This window comes from Streptomyces sp. iso_384, assembly GCF_056172905.1.
Window position 1 is genome coordinate 5,476,027 of sequence record NZ_JBWBTT010000001.1, and the last position, 22,908, is coordinate 5,498,934.

Below are 22,908 nucleotides of genomic sequence, written 5' to 3' on the forward strand. Positions count from 1 at the left end.
GTTGTGGCGAAAGTCCCCTTTGCTCCGGCCGACCGCCTCTATGGCTGGACCGGAGCGGTTCGTAAGGTTGAATCCAGGAAGTCCCGACACGAGTACGGCGTGAACCCCGCAAGAACGCGTACCCGAGGGCCGAGACCTCCCGCTTCAGGAAGACCCGCTCCCGAACGGAAACCCTGCCGTGCCGCCCGACGTCCCCGTTCCCGCCTCCTGGCGCATCGCCCTGCCGCACTCCACCGCGGCCGTGCCGATCGCGCGCGCTCTCGTCCGTACGGCACTGTCGGACATCGACGCCCCGGCCGACAGCGACACCGCCGAGCTGCTGACCGCCGAGCTGGTGGCCAACGCGGTCGAGCACACGCGGGGCGGCGAGCCCATCGAGCTGGTCGTGGAGCTGCTGCCCACCGGCTGTCAGGTCGAGGTGCACGACCGCGACCCCGCCCCGCCGGGCGACCTCTCCCGGCCGCAGCCGGGCTGTGAGGTCGACCCCTGGCAGGAGCACGGCCGCGGCCTGCTGCTGATCCGGACCCTCAGCTCCGCGTGCGGTCACCGCACCACGGAGCACGGCAAGGCCGTGTGGTTCACGCTTCCGGCGATACCGGCGCAGCCGGGTCCGTCCCCGGGGAGCTGACCAGCCGGGAGCGCTTGCGGCCGTAGCCGGCGTACAGGAGCGAGCCGACGACCAGGAAGACCGCGAACTGGACCCAGGTCGTCCAGCCGGTCCCGTACATCAGATACAGGCAGAACACGACGCCCAGCAGCGGGCTGACCGGGTAGAGCGGCACCCGGAAGGTCCGCTTCAGCTCGGGGTTGCGGCGGCGGAGCACGACCACCGCGATATTGACGGCGACCATCGTGGCGAGCGTGCCGATGGTCGTCAGGTTCACGACGACGTCGAGCGAGACGAACGCGGCCGGGACCGCGAAGACGCAGGCGACGATCCAGGTGTTGACGACCGGGGTGTGGGTCTTGGGCGAGACCCGTTCGAAGACGCGCGGGATGAGTCCGTCGCGGGACATCGACATCAGGATGCGGGTCTGCCCGTACATCACGGCGAGCACCACCGAGGCGATGGCGACGACCGCGCCGAAGGCGATGATGCCGCCGCCGACCGAGGAGTCGGTGACCTCGTTGACGGCGATCGAGAGGGCCGCGCTCTTGTCGGCGACGGCGTCCGAGCCGATCGCGCCGATGGCCGAGAGCGCCACCGCGCTGTAGAGCAGGGTGACGACGCCGATGCAGATCAGGATGGCGATCGGAATGTTCCGCCGGGGGTTCTTGACCTCTTCGCCGGCGGTGGTGATGGCGTCGAAGCCGATGTAGGAGAAGAACGCGAGCGACGCGCCGGCGGTGATTCCGCCGAGCCCGTGGGTGGCGAACGGCATGAGGTTGTCGTCCTGGAACGCGCTGAACGCCACGGCGCAGAACGCGATCAGGATGCCGATCTTGAGGACCGCCATGGCGGCGGTCGCGGTGGCGCTCTCGCGGACGCCGCGCACCAGCAGGGTGGCGGCCATGGCGATCACGACGACCGCGGGCAGGTTGACCACTCCGCCGTCGCCGGGCCCGGAGGACAGGGCCGCGGGGAGTTCCCAGCCGAACAGACTGTTCAGCAGCTCGTTGACGTACTGGCTCCAGCCCACCGCCACGGCGGAGACCGAGACGCCGTACTCCAGCAGCAGACACCAGCCGACGAGGAAGGCGGTGCGCTCGCCGAGGGCCGCGTACGCGAAGGAGTACGAGCTTCCGGAGACCGGGATGGCGCTGCCGAGCTCCGCGAAGGACAGGGCGGTGAAGATGCAGGTGATCGCCGCGAGGACGAACGAGATCACGACGGCGGGCCCGGCCTTGGCGACGCTGTCGGAGAGCCCGACGAAGATGCCGGTGCCGACGATCGCGCCGACGCCGAAGCAGACGAGCTGGAAGAGGCCCATCGTGCGCTTGAGGCCGTGGCCCTCCAGGTCGCCGCCGGATTCGGCGATGAGCTGCTCGGGGCTCTTGCGGCGCAGGCCCGACGGGTGGGGGCCGGAGGGCTTCGGGGTGCCGGATCGCGGCAGACCGGTGCTCATGCGGGACGTTCTCATCTCTGGTGGTGCAGTGGGGGGACGGCCCCGTGCGCCGGCGCGCGGCGGCACAGGCAGGGCGTGTCCGGCGGATCAGGACCGGATAGGCCGCGGCGTCTGGTGCGGTGCATCGCAAGGCGCCGGAACGCCCTCATCGCGGAGCGATTCGGGTGTTTCGGCAACGCCGCGAGGTGCCGTGCCAGGCGTCGTGGCCCCGGTCATGATCTGCCAGACACGCCCCAAGGGGCTCGGGCCCCGCAGGGGGTCTCCCCCGGGTCCGAACCCCACCAAGAGCCGACATCGTAGCCACCAGCACGCATGTTCACCCAATCCGGTGTATGAGCATGCGAACCCCTGCCCCGTATGCGTACGCACCGCTGCCCCGTATGCGTACCGGGTGCCGTGCGGGCGTGGCTACTTTCCGGCCAGCGTGGCCACCAGTACGGCCTTGATGGTGTGCATCCGGTTCTCCGCCTGGTCGAAGACGACCGAGTGCGCGGACTCGAAGACCTCGTCGCTGACCTCCAGCTCGGTCAGCCCGTACCTGGCGTGGATGTCCCGGCCCACCTGGGTGCCGAGGTCGTGGAAGGCGGGCAGGCAGTGCAGGAACTTCACGTCCGGGTTGCCGGTGGCCCGCAGGACGTCCATCGTCACGGCGTACGGGCCGAGCGCGGCGATGCGCTCGGCCCACACCTCCTTGGGCTCCCCCATCGAGACCCAGACGTCGGTGGCGACGAAGTCGGCGCCCCGCACGCCTTCGGCGACGTCGGCGGTGAGGGTGATCGTCGCGCCGCTGACCTTGGCGAGCTTCCGGGCCCGCGCCACGACGGCCTCGTCCGGCCAGTAGGCCTCGGGGGCGACGATCCTGACGTCCAGGCCGAGCAGGGCACCGGTGACCAGGTAGGAGTTGCCCATGTTGAAACGGGCGTCGCCGAGGTAGGCGAAGGCCGTCTCGGTGACGGGCCCGTCACCGTGCTCGGCCATGGTGAGCACGTCGGCGAGCATCTGGGTGGGGTGCCAGTCGTCGGTGAGCCCGTTGAAGACCGGCACCCCGCTGTACGCGGCCAGCTCCTCGACGGCCTGCTGGCTGTCGCCCCGGTACTCGATCGCGTCGAACATCCGGCCGAGCACCCGGGCGGTGTCCTTCACGGACTCCTTGTGGCCCATCTGGGAGCCCGAGGGGTCGAGGTAGGTGGTGGAGGCGCCCTGGTCGGCGGCGGCGACCTCGAACGCGCAGCGCGTACGGGTCGAGGTCTTCTCGAAGATCAGTGCGATGTTCTTCCCGCGCAGCCGCTGGACCTCGACCCCGGCCTTCTTGGCCGCCTTGAGCTCGGCGGCCAGCGAGACCAGGCCGAGAAACTCCTCGGAGGTGAAGTCCAGCTCCTTGAGGAAGTGGCGGCCGGTGAGGTCTATGGCCATGATGACTGCTCCTGGGTCGGGCGGGGATCGGCGCACTGCGCACGGCAGAACTGGAAGTCTATACGATGGACCGCATCCCTATACAGCCCCCATGGTGGTGCGCGTTCTCGTAGCCCTTCAGGCCACCGGGTCCCGCTCGACCGGGCAGCTCATACAGCGCGGCCCGCCACGCCCCCGGCCCAGCTCGCTGCCCCGGATCTCGATGACCTCGATGCCCTGCTTGCGCAGATAGGTGTTGGTCGTGGCGTTGCGCTCGTACGCGACGACGACACCGGGCTCCACCGCGAGGACGTTGCAGCCGTCGTCCCACTGCTCGCGCTCGGCCGCGTGGACGTCCTGGGTGGCGGTGAGCACGCGGATGGAGTCGAGGCCGAGTGCGGCGGCGATGGCCCGGTGCATGTGCTCGGGCGGATGGTCGGTGACCTTCAGCTCCCGGGGGCCGCTGCCGGGCTCGATGGTGTACGAGCGGAGCATGCCGAGACCGGCGTACTGGGTGAACGTGTCGCCGTCGACCATCGTCATCACCGTGTCCAGGTGCATGAACGCGCGGGCCTTCGGCATGTCGAGCGCCACGATCGTGCGCGCCGAACCGGCGTCGAAGAGGCCCCGGGCCAGCATCTCCACCGCCTGCGGGGTGGTGCGCTCACTCATCCCGATCAGGACCGCGCCCTGCCCGATGACCAGGACGTCACCGCCCTCGATGGTCGAGGGGTAGTCGTCCTGGCCCTCCGACCAGTGGTGGAAGGCGCCCGCCTCCGAGCCGGTGAAGAGGGGGTGGTGGCGGTAGATGGCCTCGAAGTGGACGGTCTCACGCTGCCGGGCCGGCCAGCGCATCGCGTTGATGGAGACCCCGTCGTAGATCCACGCCGAGGTGTCGCGGGTGAACAGGTGGTTGGGCAGCGGGCCCAGCAGGAAGTCGTCCAGGTCCATCACATGGAAGCGGACCGAGGTCGGCTCGCTGTGCCGCTCCAGGAACTCCCGCTTGGTCATGCCGCCGACCAGCGCCTCCGCCAGCTCCTGCGAGGACAACTCCTCGAAGGCGGCCCGCAGATGCTCGGTGGCGAGCGGGCCGTACTCCTTCTCGTCGAAGACCCGGTCCAGCACGAGCCGCCGGGCGACCGGGATGTCGAGGGACTCGCGCAGGAGATCGCCGAAGAGGTGCACCGCGACCCCACGATCGCGGAGCACATCGGCGAACCCGTCGTGCTCCTCCCGGGCGCGGCGCACCCACAGGACGTCGTCGAACAGGAGCGCGTCCTTGTTCCTGGGGGTGAGCCGTTTCAGCTCCAGATCGGGGCGGTGCAGTATGACGCGGCGCAGCCGCCCGGCTTCGGAGTCGACATGGAATCCCATGCCTTCATCCTCACCGCGCGGAGCGCCGTTCACCCGGCGAACGGCTCATCGGTTCGTTCAGAGCCGGGGGTCCACCGGCTCCGACTCCAGGGCCAGGACGGCGAACACCGCCTCGTGGACCCGCCACAGCGGCTCGCCCTCCGCCAGCCGGTCCAGCGCCTCCAGGCCCAGCGCGTACTCCCGGAGCGCCAGCGAGCGCTTGTGGCCGAGGAACCGGGAGCGCAGCCGCTGCAGATTCTCCGGACGGGTGTACTCGGGGCCGTAGATGATGCGGAGATACTCCCGGCCACGCACCTTGATGCCGGGCTGGACGAGCCGGCCCTTGGCGTCCCGGACGAGGGCGCCGAGCGGCTTGACGACCATGCCCTCGCCGCCGCGTCCGGTCATCTCCAGCCACCAGTCGACACCGGAGCGCACGGAGGCCTCGTCGCCGGTGTCGACGACGAGCCGGCGGGTGACCTGGAGCAGCCCGGTCGGGTCGTGCTCCACCAGCCGGTCCAGCCAGGCGAGCTGCTCGTCGTGCGGGACGCCTGTCATCGAGCGGCCCTGGACGGCGAGGATCTGGAACGGGGCCAGGCGCACCCCGTCCAGCCCTTCGGTGGGCCAGCAGTAGCGCCGGTAGGCCTCGGTGAACGCGGCCGCGTCGTGGGCCCGGTCCCGCTGGCGCCCGGTGAGCTCCGCCACCTCGACGCCCCGGGCGGCCGCCTGCTCCAGGGCGGCGACGGCCGTCGGGAAGACCGCGCCGGAGGCCGCGCCGACGGCGGCGTACTGCGAGCGCAGCAGCCCGCCGGCCTTGAGCGACCACGGCATCAGTTCGGCGTCCAGGAGCACCCAGTCGGTGTCCCACTCCGCCCAGAGCCCGGCGGCGGTGACGGCGGTACGGAGCCGGTCCAGGACCGCTTCGGTCATGGCCGGGTCGTCCAGGAAGGGGCGGCCGGTGCGGGTGTACAGCGCGCCGGTGGGACCGGTCGTGCCGAAGCGCGCGGTCGCCGCCTCCGCGTCCTTGCAGACCAGGGCGACGGCCCGGGAGCCCATGTGCTTCTCCTCGCACACGACCCGCTGCACACCGTCGGCGGCGTACTGGGCGAAGGCCTCGGCCGGGTGCTCCAGGAAGCCGTCCTCGCGGGAGGTGGCGGTGGGGGCCATGGTGGGCGGGAGGTACGGGAGGAGCTGCGGGTCGACGGCGAACCGGCTCATCACTTCGAGCGCGGCGGCGGCGTTCTCCTCACGCACGGCGACGCGCCCCATGTGCCGGGTCTCCACCACCCGGCGGCCCTGGACGTCGGCGAGGTCCAGCGGCCGGCCCTCCCGGCCCCCGGGCGCCTCGGTGGCCAGCGGCTTGGCCGGCTCGTACCAGACCTTCTCGGCGGGTACGTCGACGAGTTCGCGCTCCGGCCAGCGCAGCGCGGTCATCTTCCCGCCGAAGACGGCCCCGGTGTCCAGGCAGATGGTGTTGTTGATCCAAGAGGTGCTGGGCACCGGGGTGTGGCCGTAGACCACGGTGGCACGGCCCCGGTACTCCTCGGCCCACGGGTAGCGCACGGGCAGGCCGAACTCGTCGGTCTCCCCCGTCGTGTCCCCGTACAGCGCGTGCGAGCGGACCCGGCCGGAGGTGCGGCCGTGGTACTTCTCGGGCAGCCCGGCGTGACAGACCACCAGCTTGCCCTCGTCCAGGACGTAATGGCTGACAAGCCCGTCGATGAACTCCCGCACCTGCCCCCGGAACTCGGGGTGTTCGGCGTCCTCGCGCTCCAGCTGCTCGACGGTCTCGGCGAGTCCGTGGGTGAGCTGGACCTTGCGGCCCGCGAGATAGCGGCCGAGCTTGTTCTCGTGGTTGCCGGGAACGCAGAGGGCGTCGCCCGACGCCACCATGGACATGACGCGGCGCAGCACCCCGGGGCTGTCGGGGCCCCGGTCGACGAGGTCGCCGACGAAGACGGCGGTACGGCCTTCGGGGTGGGCGCCGTCCACGTAACCGAGCTTGCCGAGCAGGGTGTCCAGCTCGGAGCGGCAGCCGTGGATGTCCCCGATGATGTCGAACGGGCCGGTGAGGTGGCGCAGGTCGTTGAAGCGGCGCTCCAGGACGACTTCGGCGCTCTCGGCCTCCTCCTCGGTGCGCAGGACGTGCACCTTGCGGAAACCCTCGCGCTCCAGGCCGCGCAGGGAACGCCGCAGCTCGCGGCGGTGCCGCTGGATGACGTGGCGCGGCATGCCGGCCCGGTCGGGGCGGGCCGCGTTGCGCGCGGCGCAGACCTCCTCTGGGAGGTCGAGGACGATGGCGATGGGCAGGACGTCGTACTTCCGGGCCAGCTGGACGAGCTGCTTGCGGCTCTCGGACTGGACGCTGGTGGCGTCGATCACGGTGAGCCGTCCGGCCTCCAGGCGCTTGCCGGCGATGTGGTGCAGCACGTCGAAGGCGTCGCGGCTGGCGCTCTGGTCGTTCTCGTCGTCGGCGACCAGGCCCCGGCAGAAGTCCGAGGAGATGACCTCGGTCGGCTTGAAGTGCTTGCGGGCGAAGGTGGACTTGCCCGATCCGCTGGCGCCGATGAGAACGACGAGGGAGAGGTCGGTCACCGGCAGGGTGCGCACGGGGCTCTGGGCGGCGGCGGTGGCCCGGCCGACGGTCTCGGCGGTCTCGGCGGTCTCGGCGGTCTCGGCGGTCTCGGCGGTCTCCGCGCCGGTGGTGCTGTGGTCGCTGTTCATGCGGCTTCCGCCTCCTTCTTCTTCTCGGTCTGCTCGGTCTTGTCGGTCTTGCCGGTCTGCTCGGTGGTGCGGGTGAACACGGCCATCTGGGTCGGCGGCCCCACCTCGGGGTCGTCCGGCCCGACCGGCTCGTACCGGACGGTGTATCCGTGCCGTTCGGCCACCTGCCCGGCCCAGTCCCGGAATTCGGCGCGGGTCCACTCGAAGCGGTGGTCGCCGTGCCGGACGTGTCCGGCCGGGAGGGTCTCCCAGCGGACGTTGTACTCGACGTTCGGCGTGGTCACGAGCACGGTCCCCGGTCGTGCCGCGCCGAACACCGCGTACTCCAGGGCCGGCAGCCGGGGCAGGTCCAGATGCTCGACGACCTCGCTGAGCACGGCCGCGTCGTAGCCCGCCAGCCGCTTGTCCGTGTAGGTCAGCGAACCCTGCCGCAGGGTGCCCCGGTCCGCCTGGCGCTCTCCCATCCGGTCCAGCTTCAGCCTGCGCGAGGCGATGGTGAGGGCGCGCATCGAGACGTCGACGCCCACGATCTCGGTGAACCGCACGTCCTTGAGGAGCGCCTGCACCAACTGGCCCTGCCCGCAGCCGAGGTCGAGCACCCGGCTCGCCCCGGCGGCGCGCAGCGCGTCGAGGATCGCGGTGCGCCGCTGCGCGGCGAGCGGCACCGGCTTCTCCTCGGTGTCGGTGTTCTCGTCCACCGCGTTGTCGACGCTCTCCACGTCGAGGTCGTCCGACTCGGCGAGCCGGACCAGCTCCAGGGCCTGTTCGGCCTGGCGGGTGAGCCCCCAGCGCCGGGACAGATAGCGCCGGGTGATCAGCGTCCGCTCGGGATGGTCGGCCAGCCAGCCCTCCCCGGCCCGCAGCAGCTTGTCCACCTCGTCGGGTGCGACCCAGTAGTGCTTGGCGTCGTCGAGCACCGGCAGCAGGACATAGAGCTGTCGCAGCGCGTCGGCGAGCCGCAACTCGCCCTCCAGCACCAGGCGTACATAGCGCGAGTCGCCCCACGCGGGGAACTGCTCGTCCAGCGGTACGGCCGTGACCTCGACCCGCTCCCAGCCGAGCGGCGCGAACAACTTGCGCACCAGCTCGGCACCGCCCCGGGCGGGCAGGGCGGGCACCTCGATCCGTAGCGGCAACGGGCTTCCGGCCCGCTCCGGCATGGCCCGGCAGACACCGCCGAGCGCGGACTTGAACACGGCGGAGATGGCGACCGACACCAGCGAGGACGCCGCGTAGGGGCGGTCGTTGACATACTGCGCGAGCGCCGCGTCGGGCGCGCCTCCCCGGCCCTTGCCCTTGCCGCGCCGCACCAGCGCCACCGGATCCACCTCCAGCAGGAGTGCGGCCGTGCAGCGCTCGGCGGACGCCTCGGGGTAGAAGACGTGCGCGGTGCCGTGCGAGGTGGAGAACGTCTGCGCCTTGTCGGGATGCTTGTGCAGCAGGAAGCCCAGATCCGTGGCGGGGCGTTCAGGGGTGCCGGTCGTACCGATTGTCAGGAACACCTGTCCGAGTATGATCCTCACCCCCCGCCCCCACCAGGCATTTTCGCCGTACTCCAGGACACCCCCGCGACGCACCCGGGACTTCCCGGGGCTTTCCTAGCTCTCCAGCCGCCCGGCCAGCTCCGTGATCAGGTCCGGCCCCACCCGGCAGCAGCCCCCGACCAGCCGGGACCCGGCCCCGGTCCAGGCCCGCACCCGCCCCGGATCGAAGGTGGACCGCCCGGTCCACCCGCGCGCTCCGGCGTCCCAGCCCTCCCCGCTGTTCGGATAGACCACCGCGGGCCTGCCCGTGACCGCCACCGCCTGCTCCACGGCCTCCTGCGCCTCCTCCGGCTCGCAGCAGTTGACCCCGACCGCGAGGGCCGACGCCCGCCCCGCCGCCACCGCGAACGCCTCCTCCAACGGCTGGCCGGCCCGGGTCCGGCCGCCCGCCACGCTGTAGGAGAGCCAGTACGGCAGTCCGGTCTCCTCGGCCACCCGGACGAGCGCCTCGGCCTCGTCCAGGTCGGGCACCGTCTCCAGCGCCAGGGCGTCGGGCCCGGCGGCGGCCAGCGCCGCCACCCGGGGGCGGTGGAACCGCTCCAGCTCCCGGACGCTCAGCCCGTAGCGCCCCCGGTACTCGCTGCCGTCCGCGAGCATCGCCCCGTACGGCCCGACGGATGCGGCGACCCAGGTCCGCCGCCCGGGTCCGGCCCGGCGCGCCGCGGCGGCGGCGCGCCGGGCCAGCTCCACGCTGCGGGCGAGCAGGGCGTCTGCCCCGGCCCGGTCGATCCCGTACCGCCCGAACCCTTCGTAGGTGGCCTGATAGCTGGCCGTGATGAGCACCTGTGCCCCGGCCCGGAGGTAGGCGAGGTGAGCGGCCTCGATCTGTTCCGGCGCGTCGGCCAGCAGCCGGGCCGACCAGAGCGCGTCGGACAGGTCGCAGCCCTGCGCCTCCAGTTGGCTGGAGAGCCCGCCGTCCAGCAGGACGGGCCCGGCGTCCAGTGCCTCGGCGAGCGTGCTGCCGGTACTCACGGCCACCACCTCCTCCTTCGTTCGGGTCAGGTCAGGTCAGGTCAGGTCAGGTCAGGTCAGGTCAGGTCAGGTCAGGTCAGGTCAGGTCAGGTCAGGTCAGGTCAGCTGGGACTGGATCTGCGAGGAGATCAGTTCCAGATGGTCCAGGTCGTCGAGGTCGAGGACCTGGAGATAGATCCTCGACGAGCCGATCGCCCCGTAGCGGCCGATCTTGTCGACGACCTCGGCGGGCGATCCCGCCAGCCCATTCGCCTTGAGCTCCTCCACGTCCCGGCCGATGGCCGCCGCCCGGCGGGCGACCTCGGCATCGTCCTTGCCGGTGCAGACGATCAGCGCGTTGGAGTACACGAGGTCGTCCGGTGAGCGCCCGTGCGCCTGCGCGGCGGCCCGGACCCGGCCGAACTGCTTCTCGCTGTCCTCCAGCGAGGCGAACGGAATGTTGAACTCGTCGGCGTACTGCGCGGCGAGCCTCGGCGTGCGCGTCGCGCCGTGGCCGCCGATCAGGACAGGCACCTTGGCCTGGGCGGGCTTGGGCAGCGCGGGCGAGTCGGTGAGCTGGTAGTAGGTCCCGTCATAGCTGAAGGTCTTGCCGACCTCCGTCGCCCACAGGCCGGTGACGATCGCGAGCTGCTCCTCCAGGCGGCCGAACTTCTCCTTCGGGAACGGAATGCCGTAGGCCTTGTGCTCCTCCTCGAACCAGCCCGCCCCCAGGCCCAGTTCGATCCGGCCGCCGGACATCTGGTCGACCTGGGCGACCTGGATGGCCAGCACCCCCGGAAGCCGGAACGTGCCGGCGGTCATCAGCGTGCCGAGCCGGATCCGCCGGGTCTCGCGCGCCAGCCCGGCCAGGGTGATCCAGGCGTCCGTCGGTCCGGGCAGGCCGTCGCCGGAGCCCATGCGGAGATAGTGGTCGGAGCGGTAGAAGGCGTCGAAGCCCAGGTCCTCGGCGGCCTTGGCGACGGTGAGCAAGGTGTCGTAGTCGGCCCCCTGCTGGGGCTCGGTGAAGATGCGAAGATCCATGCCTCCATCCTGCCCCTCCGGCTCCCGGTCCTCCTGACCGGCCCGGCCGGGCCCCTCGATATCTCCACCTCTCCCCGGGCTCCTCAGGGCCCCGCCGCCGACGGCGCGGGGCCGCGTATGCCGCCGTAGGGGCCGTCGCGCTCCCTCTCCCGCTCCGCCAGCCGTCTCAGCATCCCGTGCACACGGTCCAGTGATTCGTCGGCCGCGTCCATGGCCTCGATGCACTGCCAGTACAGACCGTCCTCCCCCGTGTCGCAGGCCACCCCGACCAGCGCGATGCCGGCCTCGCCCAGCAGCAGCGCGAGTCCCGCCAGGGCCGGCCGCACATCGGCGATCCCGGACAGCTGGGCCGCCCTGGCGCCGCCGGAGAGCACCGACGGATGGTCCAGCGCCGAGCATCCGGCGCCGATCTCCCCCAGCGCCCGCGCCTCGCTCCGTAATTCCACCGGGCCGTACAGCGCCAGCCGGCTGCCGATCGCCCGGGCGATCGCCTGTGCCTGCCAGGCCTCCGCCATGACGTCCAGCGCGCCCCGGCTGCCCGCCAGAGCCCGCCGACCCGCCTCGATGAGTCGCTCCGCTTCCATGTGTCTCCCCCGTCCGTACGAAAACCCGCTCACCTCATTCATTACCCACAGTGAGGTAGACAGCACCGTAAGGCCAGAGGAAATCGGAAATCTGTGGACAGGAAGTCGAATGTGGATATCTCGATCACTCCGAAGAGTGACGATCGCGGGGTTCCGGAGCGCCCGGCACGGGGAATCGCTTCTCGTTCCGCTCCACCTTGGCCGCCAGCGCCGCCGTCGGGTCGATGCCCAACACCTCGCAGAACTGCAGGAGATAGGCGAGCACGTCCGCCACCTCGTCGGCGACCCGGTGGGCCGATCCGGGGTCCTCCATGATCCGCGCCGACTGTTCGGGCGTCAGCCACTGGAAGATCTCGAGCAGTTCGGAGGCCTCGACGCTGAGCGCGGCCGCCAGGTTCTTCGGGGTGTGGTACTGCCCCCAGTCCCGCGCCGCCGCGAACGCGGCCAGCCGCCGCTGGAGTTCTGCCACATCGATGTCCGTCACAGCCCCAGGTCTATCACCGGCCACCGACAGCGCCCTCTCGCCCGCCCGCGGAAGCGGAGGCACGTGCGCGGCCGGGGGCGGCGGTCCGAGCCGGCTGCCGCCCCGGCTGCCGCTTCCTACGAGTGGGCGATACCCGCGGGCGTGACCCCCTCGACCTCCATGCCGACCGGCGCGAGCAGGAAGACATTGCGATCGACGCGGTGCATGCCGCTGCCGAGGCCGAAGACCACACCGCTGCTGAAGTCGAGAATCCGCTTCGCCACGTCCGTTTCCGCCGCCGTCAGGTCGAGCAGCACCGGCACCTGGGCGACCAGGTACTCGGCGACCTCGCGCGCGTCCGCGAAGACCTGCACCCGCAGCACGACGAGGCGGCGCTGTTCGGCGGCGCGCTCGTCCGGGACGGTGCGGTGGTCGATCCGGGACGGCCACTCGTCGCGGCCGCGCAGCGGTACGACCTGGGCGAGCCCCTCCCACTGTTCGTCGGTGGCGTCGTATCTGTCGTACCTGTCGTACCTGCTCACGCGGCCACCCCGTCGTCGAGCCGGTCGGGTCGCCGCCGGCTGCACTCACTGTTCATCGGGCAATCCTCTCGTCCCTCACCCGTTCGGCGTACCAACGACACGGCGAAGTCGGCCTCTGTGTCACTTCCGGTACTCACCCGTATCGCTTCCGGTTCCCACCCTTATCGCATCCGGCCTCCCGCACCTGGCGCTTCCCGTACCCGGGGGACGCCGGTTCAGACCGCGATGACCTGAACCCCGGCGTCGGCGAACCGGTCCCTGGCCTCCGCCGCGATGTTCGAGTCGGTGACCAGGACGTCGACGAGCCCCAGGTCGCAGACCCGGGCGAAGGCCCGCTTGCCGATCTTCGACGAGTCGGCCGCGACCACCACCCGCTGGGCCCGTTCCGCGAGCAGCCGGTTGACGCTGGCCTCGCCCTCGTGGTGGACGTACGCGCCGCGTTCGATGTCGATGGCGTTCACCCCGAGGACGGCGACGTCCAGGGTGATCTCGTTCATCACGCCGACGGCGAGCGGGCCCGTCAGTTCGTACGACTGGGGCCTCGCGACCCCGCCCGTCACGACCATCTTGATCTGCGGCCGGATCGCCAGCTCGCTCGCGATGTTGAGGGCGTTGGTCACCACGGTCAGCGTCGGGTGTCCGCCCGCCACCGTCGCCTCGCCCACGATGTCCTGGCGTACCGCCAGCGCCCTGGCCACCTCGGTCACGGTCGTCCCGCCGGTCAGGCCGACCACCTCGCCGACGGCGACGAGGCCGGAGACCGCGCGGCCGATGGCCTGCTTCTCCGGGGCGTGACGGCCCGTCTTGTAACGGAGCGCCAGTTCGTAGGAGACCCCGTGCGCGACCGCGCCGCCCCTGGTCCGGGTGAGCAGATGCTGTTCGGCCAGCTGGTCCAGATCGCGGCGGATGGTGGCGGCCGAGACGTCGAGCGCCGTCGCCGCCTCCTCGACGTCCACCCTGCCGTGCTTGCCGACCAGTTCCAGCAGCGCGTCCCACCGGGCGTCCCTGGACAAGAGCGTCTCCTCACCGTCCGGCGCGGGCACCGCGTTTCGCGGGAACGCGGTCGCCGGTGGCCGGACCGCCGCAAGCGTCGCACAGGGTCCCTCGCGGGCCCCTCACCCACCTGCACCTTGCTTGTTTTTGCTTGATAACTGCATGTACCGTGCAGAATTCTACATGCGAGCTTCATCAGCCCCTTTCCCGTGGCCCACCTCGTTCCCGTGGAGTGCAGACGTGTCGTATGCCGAGACCGAGACAGCCAGTCAGCCCGCATGCTGGCGGCGCGCCGCCGCCCTGGCCGACGGCCCCGAGGCCGCAGCCCTGCCCGTCGCGGGCGAGCGGATCGCGGTCGTCGGCTGCGGTACCTCCTCCTACATGGCGCAGGCATACGCCGGGCTCCGCGAGGGCTCGGGCCAGGGCGAGTCGGACGCCTTCGCCGCCTCCGAGTTCCCCTTCGGACGCGGTTACGACCGGGTCGTCGCACTGACCCGGTCGGGGACCACGACCGAGGTGCTGGCGCTGCTGAACCGGCTGCGCGGCACCTGCCCCACGGTGGCCGTCACGGCGGACCCGGAGACTCCGGTCAGGGCGGCGGCCGACGATCTCGTCGTCCTGGACTTCGCCGACGAACGGTCCGTCGTGCAGACGCGTTTCGCCACGACCGCCCTCACCCTGCTGCGGGCCCACCTCGGCCTGCACTCCGATTCCGTGGTCGCGGACGCGGAGACCGCGCTCGCCGAGCCGCTGCCCGAAGAGCTGCTGCGGAGCACCCAGTTCTCCTTCCTCGGGCGGGGGTGGACGGTCGGTCTGGCCCATGAGGCGGCGCTGAAGATGAAGGAGGCGTCGCTCTCCTGGACCGAGTCCTACCCCGCGATGGAGTACCGCCACGGGCCCATCAGCATCTCCACCGCCGGAACCGCGACCTGGATGTTCGGTGAGGCCCCCGAGGGGCTGCCGGAGCAGGTGCGCGCGACGGGCGCCCGGTGGGTGGACGACGCCCTCGACCCGCTCGCCGACCTCGTACGCGTACAGCGTCTCGCCCTCGCCCGCGCGGCCGCGCAGGGGCTCGACCCGGATCTGCCGCGCCACCTGAGCCGTTCGGTGGTGCTCGACGGGGCCTGAGGGACCATGGACCCATGCACCTGACCCTGTCAGCGGCCCGGGAGCTGTCGGCCGGCACGGAGCCTCAGGGGGGTATCGCCGGCTGGGCCGCCGGTCTCGTCGAAGCGTTCGGCGGGCCCGGCGCGGGTGCGGCCATCGCGCTGGAGAACGTGTTTCCGCCGCTGCCCAGCGAGATCATCCTGCCGCTGACCGGGTTCGCCGCCTCGCAGGGCGTGCTCAGCATCGCCTCGGCCCTCTTCTGGACGACGCTCGGCTCGGTCGTCGGGGCGGTGGTCCTGTACGGGGTCGGGGCCGTGTTCGGGCGGCAGCGGATGCACGCCTGGTGGGCGAAGCTGCCGCTGGTCAAGTCGTCCGACCTGCTGCGGACGGAGGCGTGGTTCGCCCGGCACGGCACCAAGGCGGTCCTGCTGGGCCGGATGGTGCCGGTGTTCCGGAGCCTGATCTCGGTGCCCGCGGGCGTGGAGCGCATGCCGCTGAAGGTGTTCGTGGCGCTGACGGCGACGGGGAGCCTGGTGTGGAACACCGTGCTGGTGATGGCCGGATACTGGCTCGGCGACCGGTGGGACGTGGTCGGGGCGTACGCCGGTGTCGTGTCCAAGGCCGTGCTGGCGCTGACCGTCGTCGCCCTGATCGGTTACGTCGCGCTGCGCGTCCGGGGCCGCAAGCGTGAACGCCCCTGACGGCAGGGCTCGGCCCGGCACGGCCGCAGGCGCTGCCCGGACCGCCCTGGCCGCCCGGTCGACGAGACACCCCCGGGAGGGCGTCTCGCGCACGACCGCTCCGGACCCGACGTAGGCCTCACTCCTCGAAATAGGCGTCCAGGACCTTGTCCAGCTCGGCCGGCCAGCCCTTGAGTTCGCTGCGGCTCGCCGCCTCGACCTCGGCGTTGAACCAGCGGAGGGTCGAGAGGTGGACGGTCACCGTGAACCTGCGGCCGAAGCGGGCCGGGGTGGTCTCCACGGCGCCGATCTCGTCCCAGCCGAACTCGGCCTCCTGGTCGTCCAGCCGGAACCGGACGCCTTCCCGGGCCACCCGGATCGAACCGCGCCGGTCGCTGACCTCGAATACGGGGCCCTCCTCGGCCCCGTCACCCTCGGTCCCGTCCTCCGCTTCGGCGGCGTCCGCGGCCGCTTCCGTCTCCGCATCGGCCCCGGCCCCGGCTTGCGCGGCCGCCGCCCCGGACTCGTCGTCGCGGTCCGACTCCGACGCCGATTCCGACACCGCCTCCGATCCCGACTCCGACTCCGGAGCGGCGTCCTCCGGACCGTCCTCCGATTCCGCTTCGGGCTTCCGGGTCGCGACGGGCGCCGCCAGTCCGGGCAGGGGGATGAACGCCGGGTCGGTGCCTGCGGCGAACTCGGGCTTCTTGTTCGAATCTATGCTCTGCTCCACGGCGGGCAGTATGGTCGACGAACCTGTACGTGACCAGTCGCCACCGCCGCGGCGCGGCTCCCGGCCCCCGCCGCCCGGGCGAACTCCCGTCCACGGAACGGCCGAAGCCCTGTCACCAACCGTCCACCGTGACCTGCGCCGATCGGGTCGTGGTCCTCGACGAGGGACGAGAGTGCCGCCGTGTTTCGGCATGCCGGGCCCTCAGAGCACGCCCTTGCGCCACTCCCGTACCAGCAGATAGCCGAGGTAGGCGCCGCCGATGGCCATGGTGTAGATCCCGACCGGCAGATCGTCGAAGAGCGCCAGCTGCTGGGAGCAGAGGTCCGCGAGCACCAGCAGCAGACCGCCGGTCAGGGCGGAGAGCAGCAGATGCGGGCCGGAGGAGCGGGTGAGGCGTTTGGCGATCTGGGGCGCGGTCAGGGCGATGAAGGCGATGGGGCCCGAGACGCTGACCGCGGCGGCCGAGAGGGCGATGGCCAGGAGCACGGCGAGGGTCTTGGCCTTCTTCGGCTCGGAGCCGAGCCCCTCGGCGATGTCGTCGCCCATCTCGCCGATGTCGAGCCGCCGGGAGATCAGCGCGGCCGGCAGGGTGGCGGCGAGCAGGACCAGCCAGACGGTGGTGGCGTCGGTCCAGGAGCGGGCCGTCAGGCTGCCGTTGACGTAGGCGGTGAGAACGGAGGCCTTGTCGCGTTCGAGGGCGTAGACGACGTACTGGGTGACAGCCGCGCCCATCGCGGCGACCCCGATCCCGGCGATGACGAGCCGGGCGGGGTTGCGGAAACCAGTTCCGGTGGAGACGTACACGAGTGCCATCGCGAGGATCGCGCCGATGAGCGCGCCGACGGGTACGGGGACGGTGTCGGGGAACATCAGCGCGCAGAACGCGGCGCCCGCGCCCGCTCCGGCGGAGAGCCCGATGACATCGGGGCTGCCGAGCGGGTTGCGGGTGACGGACTGGAACAGCGCGCCGGACAGGCCGAGCGCCGCGCCGACCCCGATGGCGACGGTGAGACGGGGGCCGCGCAGCCGGTTGAAGACGAACCGGTCCTTGCCCTCGGCGTCGCCGAGCAGCGCGGCGGGCAGGTCGGCGAGGTCGATGCCGAGGCGTCCCCAGGTCAGCGTCGTGACGGCGGCCGCGAGAAGGAGGACGAGGAGCCCGGCGCCGGCGGCCGCGGAGGCCCGGCGCACGGGTATCGCCACGGTGCGGCCGATGACCAGATAGCCGCGGGGGGCCTTGCGGACACGGGTGGTCCGGTCGGTGACGGTGCGGTCGGTGACGGTCATGAGGTGCCCCTCATCCTGCGTACGGCGATGAGCAGCGCGGGTGCGCCGATGAAGGCGGTGACGACGCCGACCATGAGTTCGGTGGGGCGCATGACGACCCGGCCCACCACGTCCGCGAAGAGCAGGAGGGTGGGGCCCAGCAGGGCGGAGAAGAGGGTCTGGACGCGGAAGTCGACGCCGACCAGGGCCCGTACGACGTGCGGGACGGCGAGGCCGACGAAGGCGATCGGGCCGACGGCGGCTGTCGCGGCGGCGCTGAGCAGGGTGGCGGCGAGCAGTCCGCCGCCCCGGGTGCGCCCGGGGTGCGAGCCGAGGGCGACGGCGGTCGCGTCGCCCAGGGCCAGGGCGTTGAGGCCGGGGCCGAGGGCGAGGGCGAGCAGGAAGCCGACGGCGGCGAAGGGCAGGACGGACCAGAACACGTCGAAGTCCCGGCCGCCCAGGGCGCCGACGACCCAGTAGCGGTAGCTGTCGAAGACCTGCGGCTTGCTGAGCGTCACCGCCTGGATGAACGCCATGAGTACGGCGGTGAGCACGGCCCCGGCGAGCACCAGGCGCACCACGCTCGTCCCCGTACCGGCGGAGCCGATGACATGGACGAGGACTCCGGCGACCAGCGCTCCGGGCAGCGCCCACCACATGGTGTCGGTGGCGCCGGAGGCCCCGAGCCAGGCGGTCGCGGCGACGATGCTCGCGGAGGCTCCGGCGTTGATGCCGAGGAGGCCCGGTTCCGCCAGCGGGTTGCGCGAGACGCCCTGCATGAGGGTGCCCGCGACCGCGAGGCAGAGTCCGGCGAGAACACCGAGGACGGTGCGGGGGTAGCGGCTCTCGATGATGACGGTGATGTTCGGGTCGGCGCTGCCGCGCAGGACGTCGAGCACATCGCCGAACGAGGTGGAGCGGCTGCCGAACATGACGCTCGCGCAGAGCGCGATGGCCAGCGCGACCAGCCCGAGGAGCAGGAGGAACGCCGTCCGAGCGGCGCCGGTACGGGAGGTACCGGCGCCGCTCGGCGGTGCGACCGTGGTGGTTGCCATGGGAGTGGAGTGTGCCTGGTGGCCCTGGTGTTCCGGATACCCGGCCGGGGTTACTTGCCGGCGGTCTTGACGGCCTGGTCGATGATCGGCAGGTAGCGCTCGATCGTCCAGGGCACGGTCAGCGGGTTGATGATCGAGGAGGCGGTGACGAAGGAGTTGTCGTTGCTCGCGACGACGGCGCCCTTCTTGATCGCGGGGATCGCGCCGTACAGCTTCTGGCCCTCGATCTCCTTGCGGTTCTTCTCGTCCGTGTAGAACGTGAAGATCAGGTCGCTGTCCTTGAGCTTCTCGGCGTTCTCCAGGCCGATGAGGGCCGAGTCGGTGCCGGGGGTCTCCTTGAAGCCGTTGACGACCGGGTCGACCTTCAGGCCGAGCGAGGAGACCATCTTGACGCGCTGCTCCTCGGGCTTGAAGACGCCGAGGGTGCCGGGGCCGGAGTTGTAGATGTAGGAGAAGGTGACGTCCTTGTAGTTCGGCCGGGTGGCCGCGGCGTCGGCGAGCTGCTTCTCGATCTTCTTCTTGAGGGCGTCGGTGTCCTTCGTCCGGCCGAGCGCCTTGCCGATGATGTCCATCTGCTGGTCCCAGTCGGTGCTCCACGCCTGGTCCGGGTAGGCGACCGTGGGTGCGATGTCCTTGAGGACGTCGTACTGCTTCTGCGTGATGCCCGACCAAGGGGCCAGGATGACGTCCGGCTCCAGCTCGGTGATCGCCTCGAAGTCGATCTCCTCGCCGCCCGTGAACTGCTTGGGGAGCTTGTCGCCGGACTTCTTCACGGCCTCGTTGATCCACGGTAGGTAGCCGGACTTGTCACTGCCCCACGGGTAGCTCTCGATGCCCACCGGGGTCTGGCCGAGGGCTATCGCGGTCTCGGCGGAGCCCTGGCCGAGGGTGACGATGCGTTCGGGCTTGCCCTTGATCGTCGCGGTGCCGAGCGAGCTCTTGATCGTGACGGCCGCCTCGTCCTTCTTCTTGTCGCCGCCGTCCTCCGAGGAGCAGCCGACCAGGGCGACGGCGAGGGCGACGGTGGTGGCCGTGGCGGCGAGGGTGTGGCGACGCACGCGGGTGAAGCCGAGCATGGAGGGTCCTCAGGTTGGCCGAGCAGGTGAAGGTTAGGTAAGCCTAAGCCAGCCGCGCCGGCGCTCCGACAGGCCCCCCTTCCGCCTTCCGGGAAGCCCGTGCCACGCCTCGGGTCCGATGACTCGGCGGAGGCCGCCGCCGGCGCCCGAGAAACAAGGGCGCGACATCATCCTGAGCCATGCAATCCGCATAGGGATGATCTATGTGAAGACGATAATTCCGCACCGTCGAGTCCGGTGCCCCACGCCTGCGCATCGCCACGGGCAAGCACGGCGATCCGCGTACTGGCCCCGCAGGCAACGTCGTTGCCCAGCACCGGCGCGACGGCACCCTTCCTGAAGGTGCCCGGGTTCACGACGCTGACGGCCCGTCGTACGGCCGCCGGACCGAGTCTCGCGCCCGGCCCTCCCCGAGGCGACTCCGGTGGAGAGCGGCTGAACCGCCCCCGGCGGCCGAAGCCGCCGGCAGGGCCTCTCGTCCGTACGGCGGAGCGCGGCACCCGTGCGCTGATCGTTATGTGGCCGGTTCGAACACTCCCGGGACCGCCGGGCCTGTGCGGTGACCCTCACCCCGGAGGCGGGGCCGGGGCCGGCGGAGGCGGAGGGCGGGGTGCCGCGGCTGCTGGACCGCGCCTTCGGCTCGCTGACGGCCGCCGAGCGGCGGACCCCGACCCGGCTGGTGGGCAAGATCCTCGATGTGAGCTGACGCCCCGACCGGAGGGCGCGGCTGTCCGCTCAGTGACCGTGACCGGCGGATTCGCCGTGCTCCGGCGCGGACTTCTCGGGCGCGGCTCCTCCGGCGTGCACGGTGAAGGCGGCCGTACGGACCTTCCCCTCGTGCCGGAAGTCGAGGAAGAGGCGGTAGGCCCCCTTGCTCGGAGCCGTCGCGGTGAAGGAGACCTCCGGCCCGGGCTCCGTCCGGCCGTCGCCCGGCTCGCCGTTCGGGTGGACGTGGAGGTACGCCAGGTCTCCGGCGCGCAGGGCGACGAGGTGGCCGTACGCGCCGAGGTAGGGCTGGAGGTCGGTGACCGGCCTGCCGTCCTTCTCGACCTCCAGCTTCAGCTCGCTGCCCGACCCGGGGCGCAGCGCCCCGTCGAGCGTCACCTCGTACCCGTCGACGGTCACGGTCCGCTGCTCGCGCGGCAGCGGCTCGGGGCGCGCGCCGCCCGATACGGCGAGGTCCGCGCCCAGGGTGACGCCCTCGGCGTTCTCCACGTCCGGGGTGAAGTCGGCGAAGACCCGGTAGCCGCCGGCCTCGGGCAGCTCGACGGGGGCGGACCAGGTGCCGTCGGCGGCCCGCACGGGGTGCAGGTGCCGGTAGGTGGTGAGGTCGCTCGACGCCACGATCAGGTGCAGCTCCTTGCCGTGCTCGCGGCTGAACGCGGTCACGTTGCGCGAGGTGTCCTCGTCCACGACCGCGAAGCGCAGCTCGGCCGGCTCGCCCGCCTCGACGCGCTTGGTGCTGAGGTCGAGGGTGAATCCTCCGTCGGAGACCTGGAGACCGCCGGACAGCTCCGCCCCCTCCCCCGCACCCTTCTCCGCGCTCTCCTCGGCCGCCGGGTGGTCCTTCGCACCGTGGCCGTCCTTGCGGAGAGAGGATCGGAGCCAGGAGAATCGCCACCATCGGGCAGGCCGGAGCAGGGGGAAGCGGGACTTCATGGGGACGTTGGTCGCGTTACTGGCAGTGCTGGGCGGAGTGGCCGCGTGCTGTGCGGTGGTTCTGGTGCGGCGCGGCCGCCGCGGGCCCACCGAGAACGCGGACGGATTGCTGATCGAGCAGGAGGCCCGGCTGCGGGCGCAGCAGCTGCGGAGCAACGGGCGGGACTACCGGGCCCACCCGCACGGAAGTCCGGGATCCACCTCAGGACCGGGCCGCCGCTGACCTTCGGCGGCCCAGGACCGCTACCGGCCCGGGGCGCGCGTCGTCACCGGCCCTCGCCGCTCGTCTCGCCCGTCTCGCTCATCGCCGCCAGGGTGCGCAGCAGGGTGTCCGTCTGCTCGTCCATCGGGAAGAACGACTCCACGGCGAGTTCCGAGAGGGTCACGTCGGCGGGGGCTCCGAAGGTGGCGATCGTGCTGAAGAACGCCATGTCGCCGAGCGGCGTACGGATGCGCAGCGGGACGACGATGCCCGTCGGGTCCACCGGCCCGGGGTCGGTGTCGAGGTCCGGCGGGGCCGGGCAGGCGGACACCTCCTCGTACAGCTCCCGCAGGTCGCTGTGGCCGGTGGTGTCGACCTGGTGCCGCAGCCGGCCGAGGGCGTGGGCGCGGACCTGGGCGAAGTTCAGACACTGCGAGGCGAGCCCCTCCGGGTGGAGGATCAGCCGCATCACATTGCCGCCCGACTCCGTCAGGTGCGGCGGCACGGTGCCGAGCAGGAGGGACATCGCGCCGTTGTGGTCGACGATGTTCCAGATCCGGTCGATCGCGGCGGCCGGATACGGTTCGTGGCCGGCCAGCATCGCCCTGACCGCGGAGCGGACCATCACCATCCGCTCGCTGTCGAGCGGCGACTCCCGGTAGGCGGGGGCGTAACCGGCCGCCAGCAGCAGGCCGTTGCGGTCGCGCAGCGGGACGTCGAGGTGTTCGGCGAGACGGAGGACCATCTCCCGGCTCGGCCGGGCGCGGCCCGTCTCCACGCAGGAGAGGTGCCGGGTGGAGGTATCCGCCAGCAGAGCCAGGTCGAGCTGGCTGAGTTTGCGACGCCGCCGCCACTCGCGCAGCAACAGGCCTACGCGGGGCGGCTCTTCGGTCTCCATGACCTCACCGTATCCGGGGGCCGCGGCCACCCGTCCATGACCTCGGAGGTCATGGAGCCCGGGACCTGCGGCGTGGCACGGTGTCAACGCCCCACCCACCCAAGGAGGTCCGAGATGACGTACGCCCTTTCCCCGTCCGCGGCGACGGCACCCGCACGGGACACCGCCCGGTTTCTCCGTCTGGTGCTGCGCGTCGACGGCGTGAGCACCGCCGTGATGGGCGTCGTACTGATCGCGGCCGCCGCGCCGCTCGGCTCCGCGACCGGGATGCCGGTGGCCTTCGCCGTGGCGTTCGGCATCTTCCAGATCGGCGGGGCGGCCTGCCTCGCCCTGATCGCGGGCTGTCCGGTGATCCCGCCCGCCCTGGCCAGAACCGTCGTTGCGGTGAACGCCCTGTGCGCGGTCGGGTGCGTGGTGACGGCCTTCGCGGACTTCGTGCCGCTCAACGGGTTCGGGACGGTGTTCCTGCTGATCGGCGCGCTGATCGTGACGGTCTACACCACGCTCCAGTACACAGGACTGCGGCGGATGACCGCCGCGTCCTCGCCCCGGTAGCCCGGCGTGGCGTCACCGCGGCCTCCC

General features: G+C 71.7%; 23 protein-coding genes. 6 read left to right on the top strand and 17 right to left on the bottom strand.

All coding sequences use genetic code 11. The features are described from left to right. Positions 1–178 precede the first annotated feature (178 nt). Entirely contained in the window at positions 179–628 is a 450-nt protein-coding gene (locus tag AC0VY3_RS24565; protein WP_030079871.1) for an ATP-binding protein, read from the top strand. Here the strand turns inward: AC0VY3_RS24565 and AC0VY3_RS24570 are convergent. The 11 genes from AC0VY3_RS24570 to AC0VY3_RS24620 all read right to left on the bottom strand — a co-directional run bounded on the left by AC0VY3_RS24570 (position 579) and on the right by AC0VY3_RS24620 (position 13,673). Then, positions 579–2,066, bottom strand: a complete 1,488-nt coding sequence (locus AC0VY3_RS24570; protein ID WP_475550610.1) for an amino acid permease — start codon at positions 2,064–2,066, stop codon at positions 579–581. The two genes, AC0VY3_RS24565 and AC0VY3_RS24570, sit on opposite strands and share 50 nt — an antisense overlap. 408 nt (positions 2,067–2,474) lie before the next feature. Continuing rightward, a complete protein-coding gene (gene argF / locus AC0VY3_RS24575) occupies positions 2,475–3,479 on the bottom strand; it encodes an ornithine carbamoyltransferase (RefSeq protein ID WP_475550611.1) in 1,005 nt (334 codons plus the stop codon). A gap of 117 nt (positions 3,480–3,596) precedes the next feature. Further along, positions 3,597–4,832, bottom strand: a complete 1,236-nt coding sequence (locus tag AC0VY3_RS24580; protein WP_103509305.1) for an arginine deiminase — start codon at positions 4,830–4,832, stop codon at positions 3,597–3,599. Between the two features lie 57 nt (positions 4,833–4,889). Beyond that, entirely contained in the window at positions 4,890–7,535 is a 2,646-nt protein-coding gene (locus AC0VY3_RS24585; protein WP_475550612.1) for a polynucleotide kinase-phosphatase, read from the bottom strand. Continuing rightward, complete coding sequence (locus tag AC0VY3_RS24590; protein WP_475550613.1) at positions 7,532–9,037, bottom strand: 3' terminal RNA ribose 2'-O-methyltransferase Hen1; 1,506 nt, start codon at positions 9,035–9,037, stop codon at positions 7,532–7,534. Before AC0VY3_RS24590 ends, AC0VY3_RS24585 begins: the two co-directional genes overlap by 4 nt. A 96-nt stretch (positions 9,038–9,133) precedes the next feature. Continuing rightward, entirely contained in the window at positions 9,134–10,051 is a 918-nt protein-coding gene (mmuM, locus tag AC0VY3_RS24595) for a homocysteine S-methyltransferase (protein WP_475550614.1), read from the bottom strand. A gap of 96 nt (positions 10,052–10,147) precedes the next feature. Further along, positions 10,148–11,071 (bottom strand): LLM class F420-dependent oxidoreductase, encoded by a 924-nt coding sequence (locus AC0VY3_RS24600; RefSeq protein ID WP_030079886.1) that lies wholly within the window; start codon positions 11,069–11,071, stop codon positions 10,148–10,150. 83 nt (positions 11,072–11,154) lie between these two features. After that, positions 11,155–11,655, bottom strand: a complete 501-nt coding sequence (locus AC0VY3_RS24605) for a DUF6099 family protein (protein WP_103509307.1) — start codon at positions 11,653–11,655, stop codon at positions 11,155–11,157. A gap of 124 nt (positions 11,656–11,779) precedes the next feature. Beyond that, positions 11,780–12,139, bottom strand: a complete 360-nt coding sequence (locus AC0VY3_RS24610; RefSeq protein ID WP_181010882.1) for a nucleotide pyrophosphohydrolase — start codon at positions 12,137–12,139, stop codon at positions 11,780–11,782. A 116-nt stretch (positions 12,140–12,255) separates the two neighbouring features. Then, on the bottom strand, positions 12,256–12,660 hold the full coding sequence (locus AC0VY3_RS24615; RefSeq protein ID WP_030079892.1) for a cell division protein SepF: 405 nt from the start codon (positions 12,658–12,660) through the stop codon (positions 12,256–12,258). A gap of 215 nt (positions 12,661–12,875) precedes the next feature. Next, on the bottom strand, positions 12,876–13,673 hold the full coding sequence (locus tag AC0VY3_RS24620) for a DeoR/GlpR family DNA-binding transcription regulator (RefSeq protein WP_242742792.1): 798 nt from the start codon (positions 13,671–13,673) through the stop codon (positions 12,876–12,878). 220 nt (positions 13,674–13,893) lie between these two features. On the opposite strand from AC0VY3_RS24620, the gene AC0VY3_RS24625 reads away from it, so the two are divergent. Continuing rightward, positions 13,894–14,781 carry an SIS domain-containing protein gene (locus tag AC0VY3_RS24625; RefSeq protein ID WP_103509309.1) on the top strand — a complete coding sequence of 296 codons (888 nt, stop codon included), beginning with the start codon at positions 13,894–13,896 and terminating at the stop codon, positions 14,779–14,781. A gap of 14 nt (positions 14,782–14,795) precedes the next feature. Beyond that, positions 14,796–15,461 carry a DedA family protein gene (locus tag AC0VY3_RS24630; protein ID WP_475550615.1) on the top strand — a complete coding sequence of 222 codons (666 nt, stop codon included), beginning with the start codon at positions 14,796–14,798 and terminating at the stop codon, positions 15,459–15,461. Between the two features lie 118 nt (positions 15,462–15,579). On the opposite strand, the gene AC0VY3_RS24635 is transcribed toward AC0VY3_RS24630, so the two are convergent. From AC0VY3_RS24635 to AC0VY3_RS24650, 4 genes are all read right to left on the bottom strand, one after another. Then, positions 15,580–16,173 (bottom strand): hypothetical protein, encoded by a 594-nt coding sequence (locus AC0VY3_RS24635; RefSeq protein WP_475550616.1) that lies wholly within the window; start codon positions 16,171–16,173, stop codon positions 15,580–15,582. Between the two features lie 201 nt (positions 16,174–16,374). Beyond that, positions 16,375–17,457 carry a FecCD family ABC transporter permease gene (locus tag AC0VY3_RS24640; RefSeq protein ID WP_475550617.1) on the bottom strand — a complete coding sequence of 361 codons (1,083 nt, stop codon included), beginning with the start codon at positions 17,455–17,457 and terminating at the stop codon, positions 16,375–16,377. Next, positions 17,454–18,491, bottom strand: a complete 1,038-nt coding sequence (locus tag AC0VY3_RS24645; protein WP_475550618.1) for a FecCD family ABC transporter permease — start codon at positions 18,489–18,491, stop codon at positions 17,454–17,456. Before AC0VY3_RS24645 ends, AC0VY3_RS24640 begins: the two co-directional genes overlap by 4 nt. Before the next feature lie 50 nt (positions 18,492–18,541). Continuing rightward, positions 18,542–19,567 (bottom strand): iron-siderophore ABC transporter substrate-binding protein, encoded by a 1,026-nt coding sequence (locus AC0VY3_RS24650; RefSeq protein WP_475550619.1) that lies wholly within the window; start codon positions 19,565–19,567, stop codon positions 18,542–18,544. A 559-nt stretch (positions 19,568–20,126) separates the two neighbouring features. On the opposite strand from AC0VY3_RS24650, the gene AC0VY3_RS24655 reads away from it, so the two are divergent. Then, positions 20,127–20,273: a hypothetical protein gene (locus AC0VY3_RS24655; RefSeq protein WP_258047171.1), complete on the top strand. Its 147-nt coding sequence runs from the start codon at positions 20,127–20,129 to the stop codon at positions 20,271–20,273. Positions 20,274–20,302: 29 nt separating this feature from the next. On the opposite strand, the gene AC0VY3_RS24660 is transcribed toward AC0VY3_RS24655, so the two are convergent. Next, complete coding sequence (locus AC0VY3_RS24660; protein WP_475550620.1) at positions 20,303–21,226, bottom strand: hypothetical protein; 924 nt, start codon at positions 21,224–21,226, stop codon at positions 20,303–20,305. Between AC0VY3_RS24660 and AC0VY3_RS24665 the strand changes: the two genes are divergently transcribed. Then, a complete protein-coding gene (locus AC0VY3_RS24665; RefSeq protein ID WP_475550621.1) occupies positions 21,225–21,449 on the top strand; it encodes a hypothetical protein in 225 nt (74 codons plus the stop codon). The two genes, AC0VY3_RS24660 and AC0VY3_RS24665, sit on opposite strands and share 2 nt — an antisense overlap. A gap of 43 nt (positions 21,450–21,492) precedes the next feature. On the opposite strand, the gene AC0VY3_RS24670 is transcribed toward AC0VY3_RS24665, so the two are convergent. Continuing rightward, complete coding sequence (locus tag AC0VY3_RS24670) at positions 21,493–22,326, bottom strand: MmyB family transcriptional regulator (protein WP_475550622.1); 834 nt, start codon at positions 22,324–22,326, stop codon at positions 21,493–21,495. A 114-nt stretch (positions 22,327–22,440) separates the two neighbouring features. On the opposite strand from AC0VY3_RS24670, the gene AC0VY3_RS24675 reads away from it, so the two are divergent. Then, positions 22,441–22,881, top strand: a complete 441-nt coding sequence (locus tag AC0VY3_RS24675; protein WP_475550623.1) for a hypothetical protein — start codon at positions 22,441–22,443, stop codon at positions 22,879–22,881. Positions 22,882–22,908: the final 27 nt, after the last annotated feature.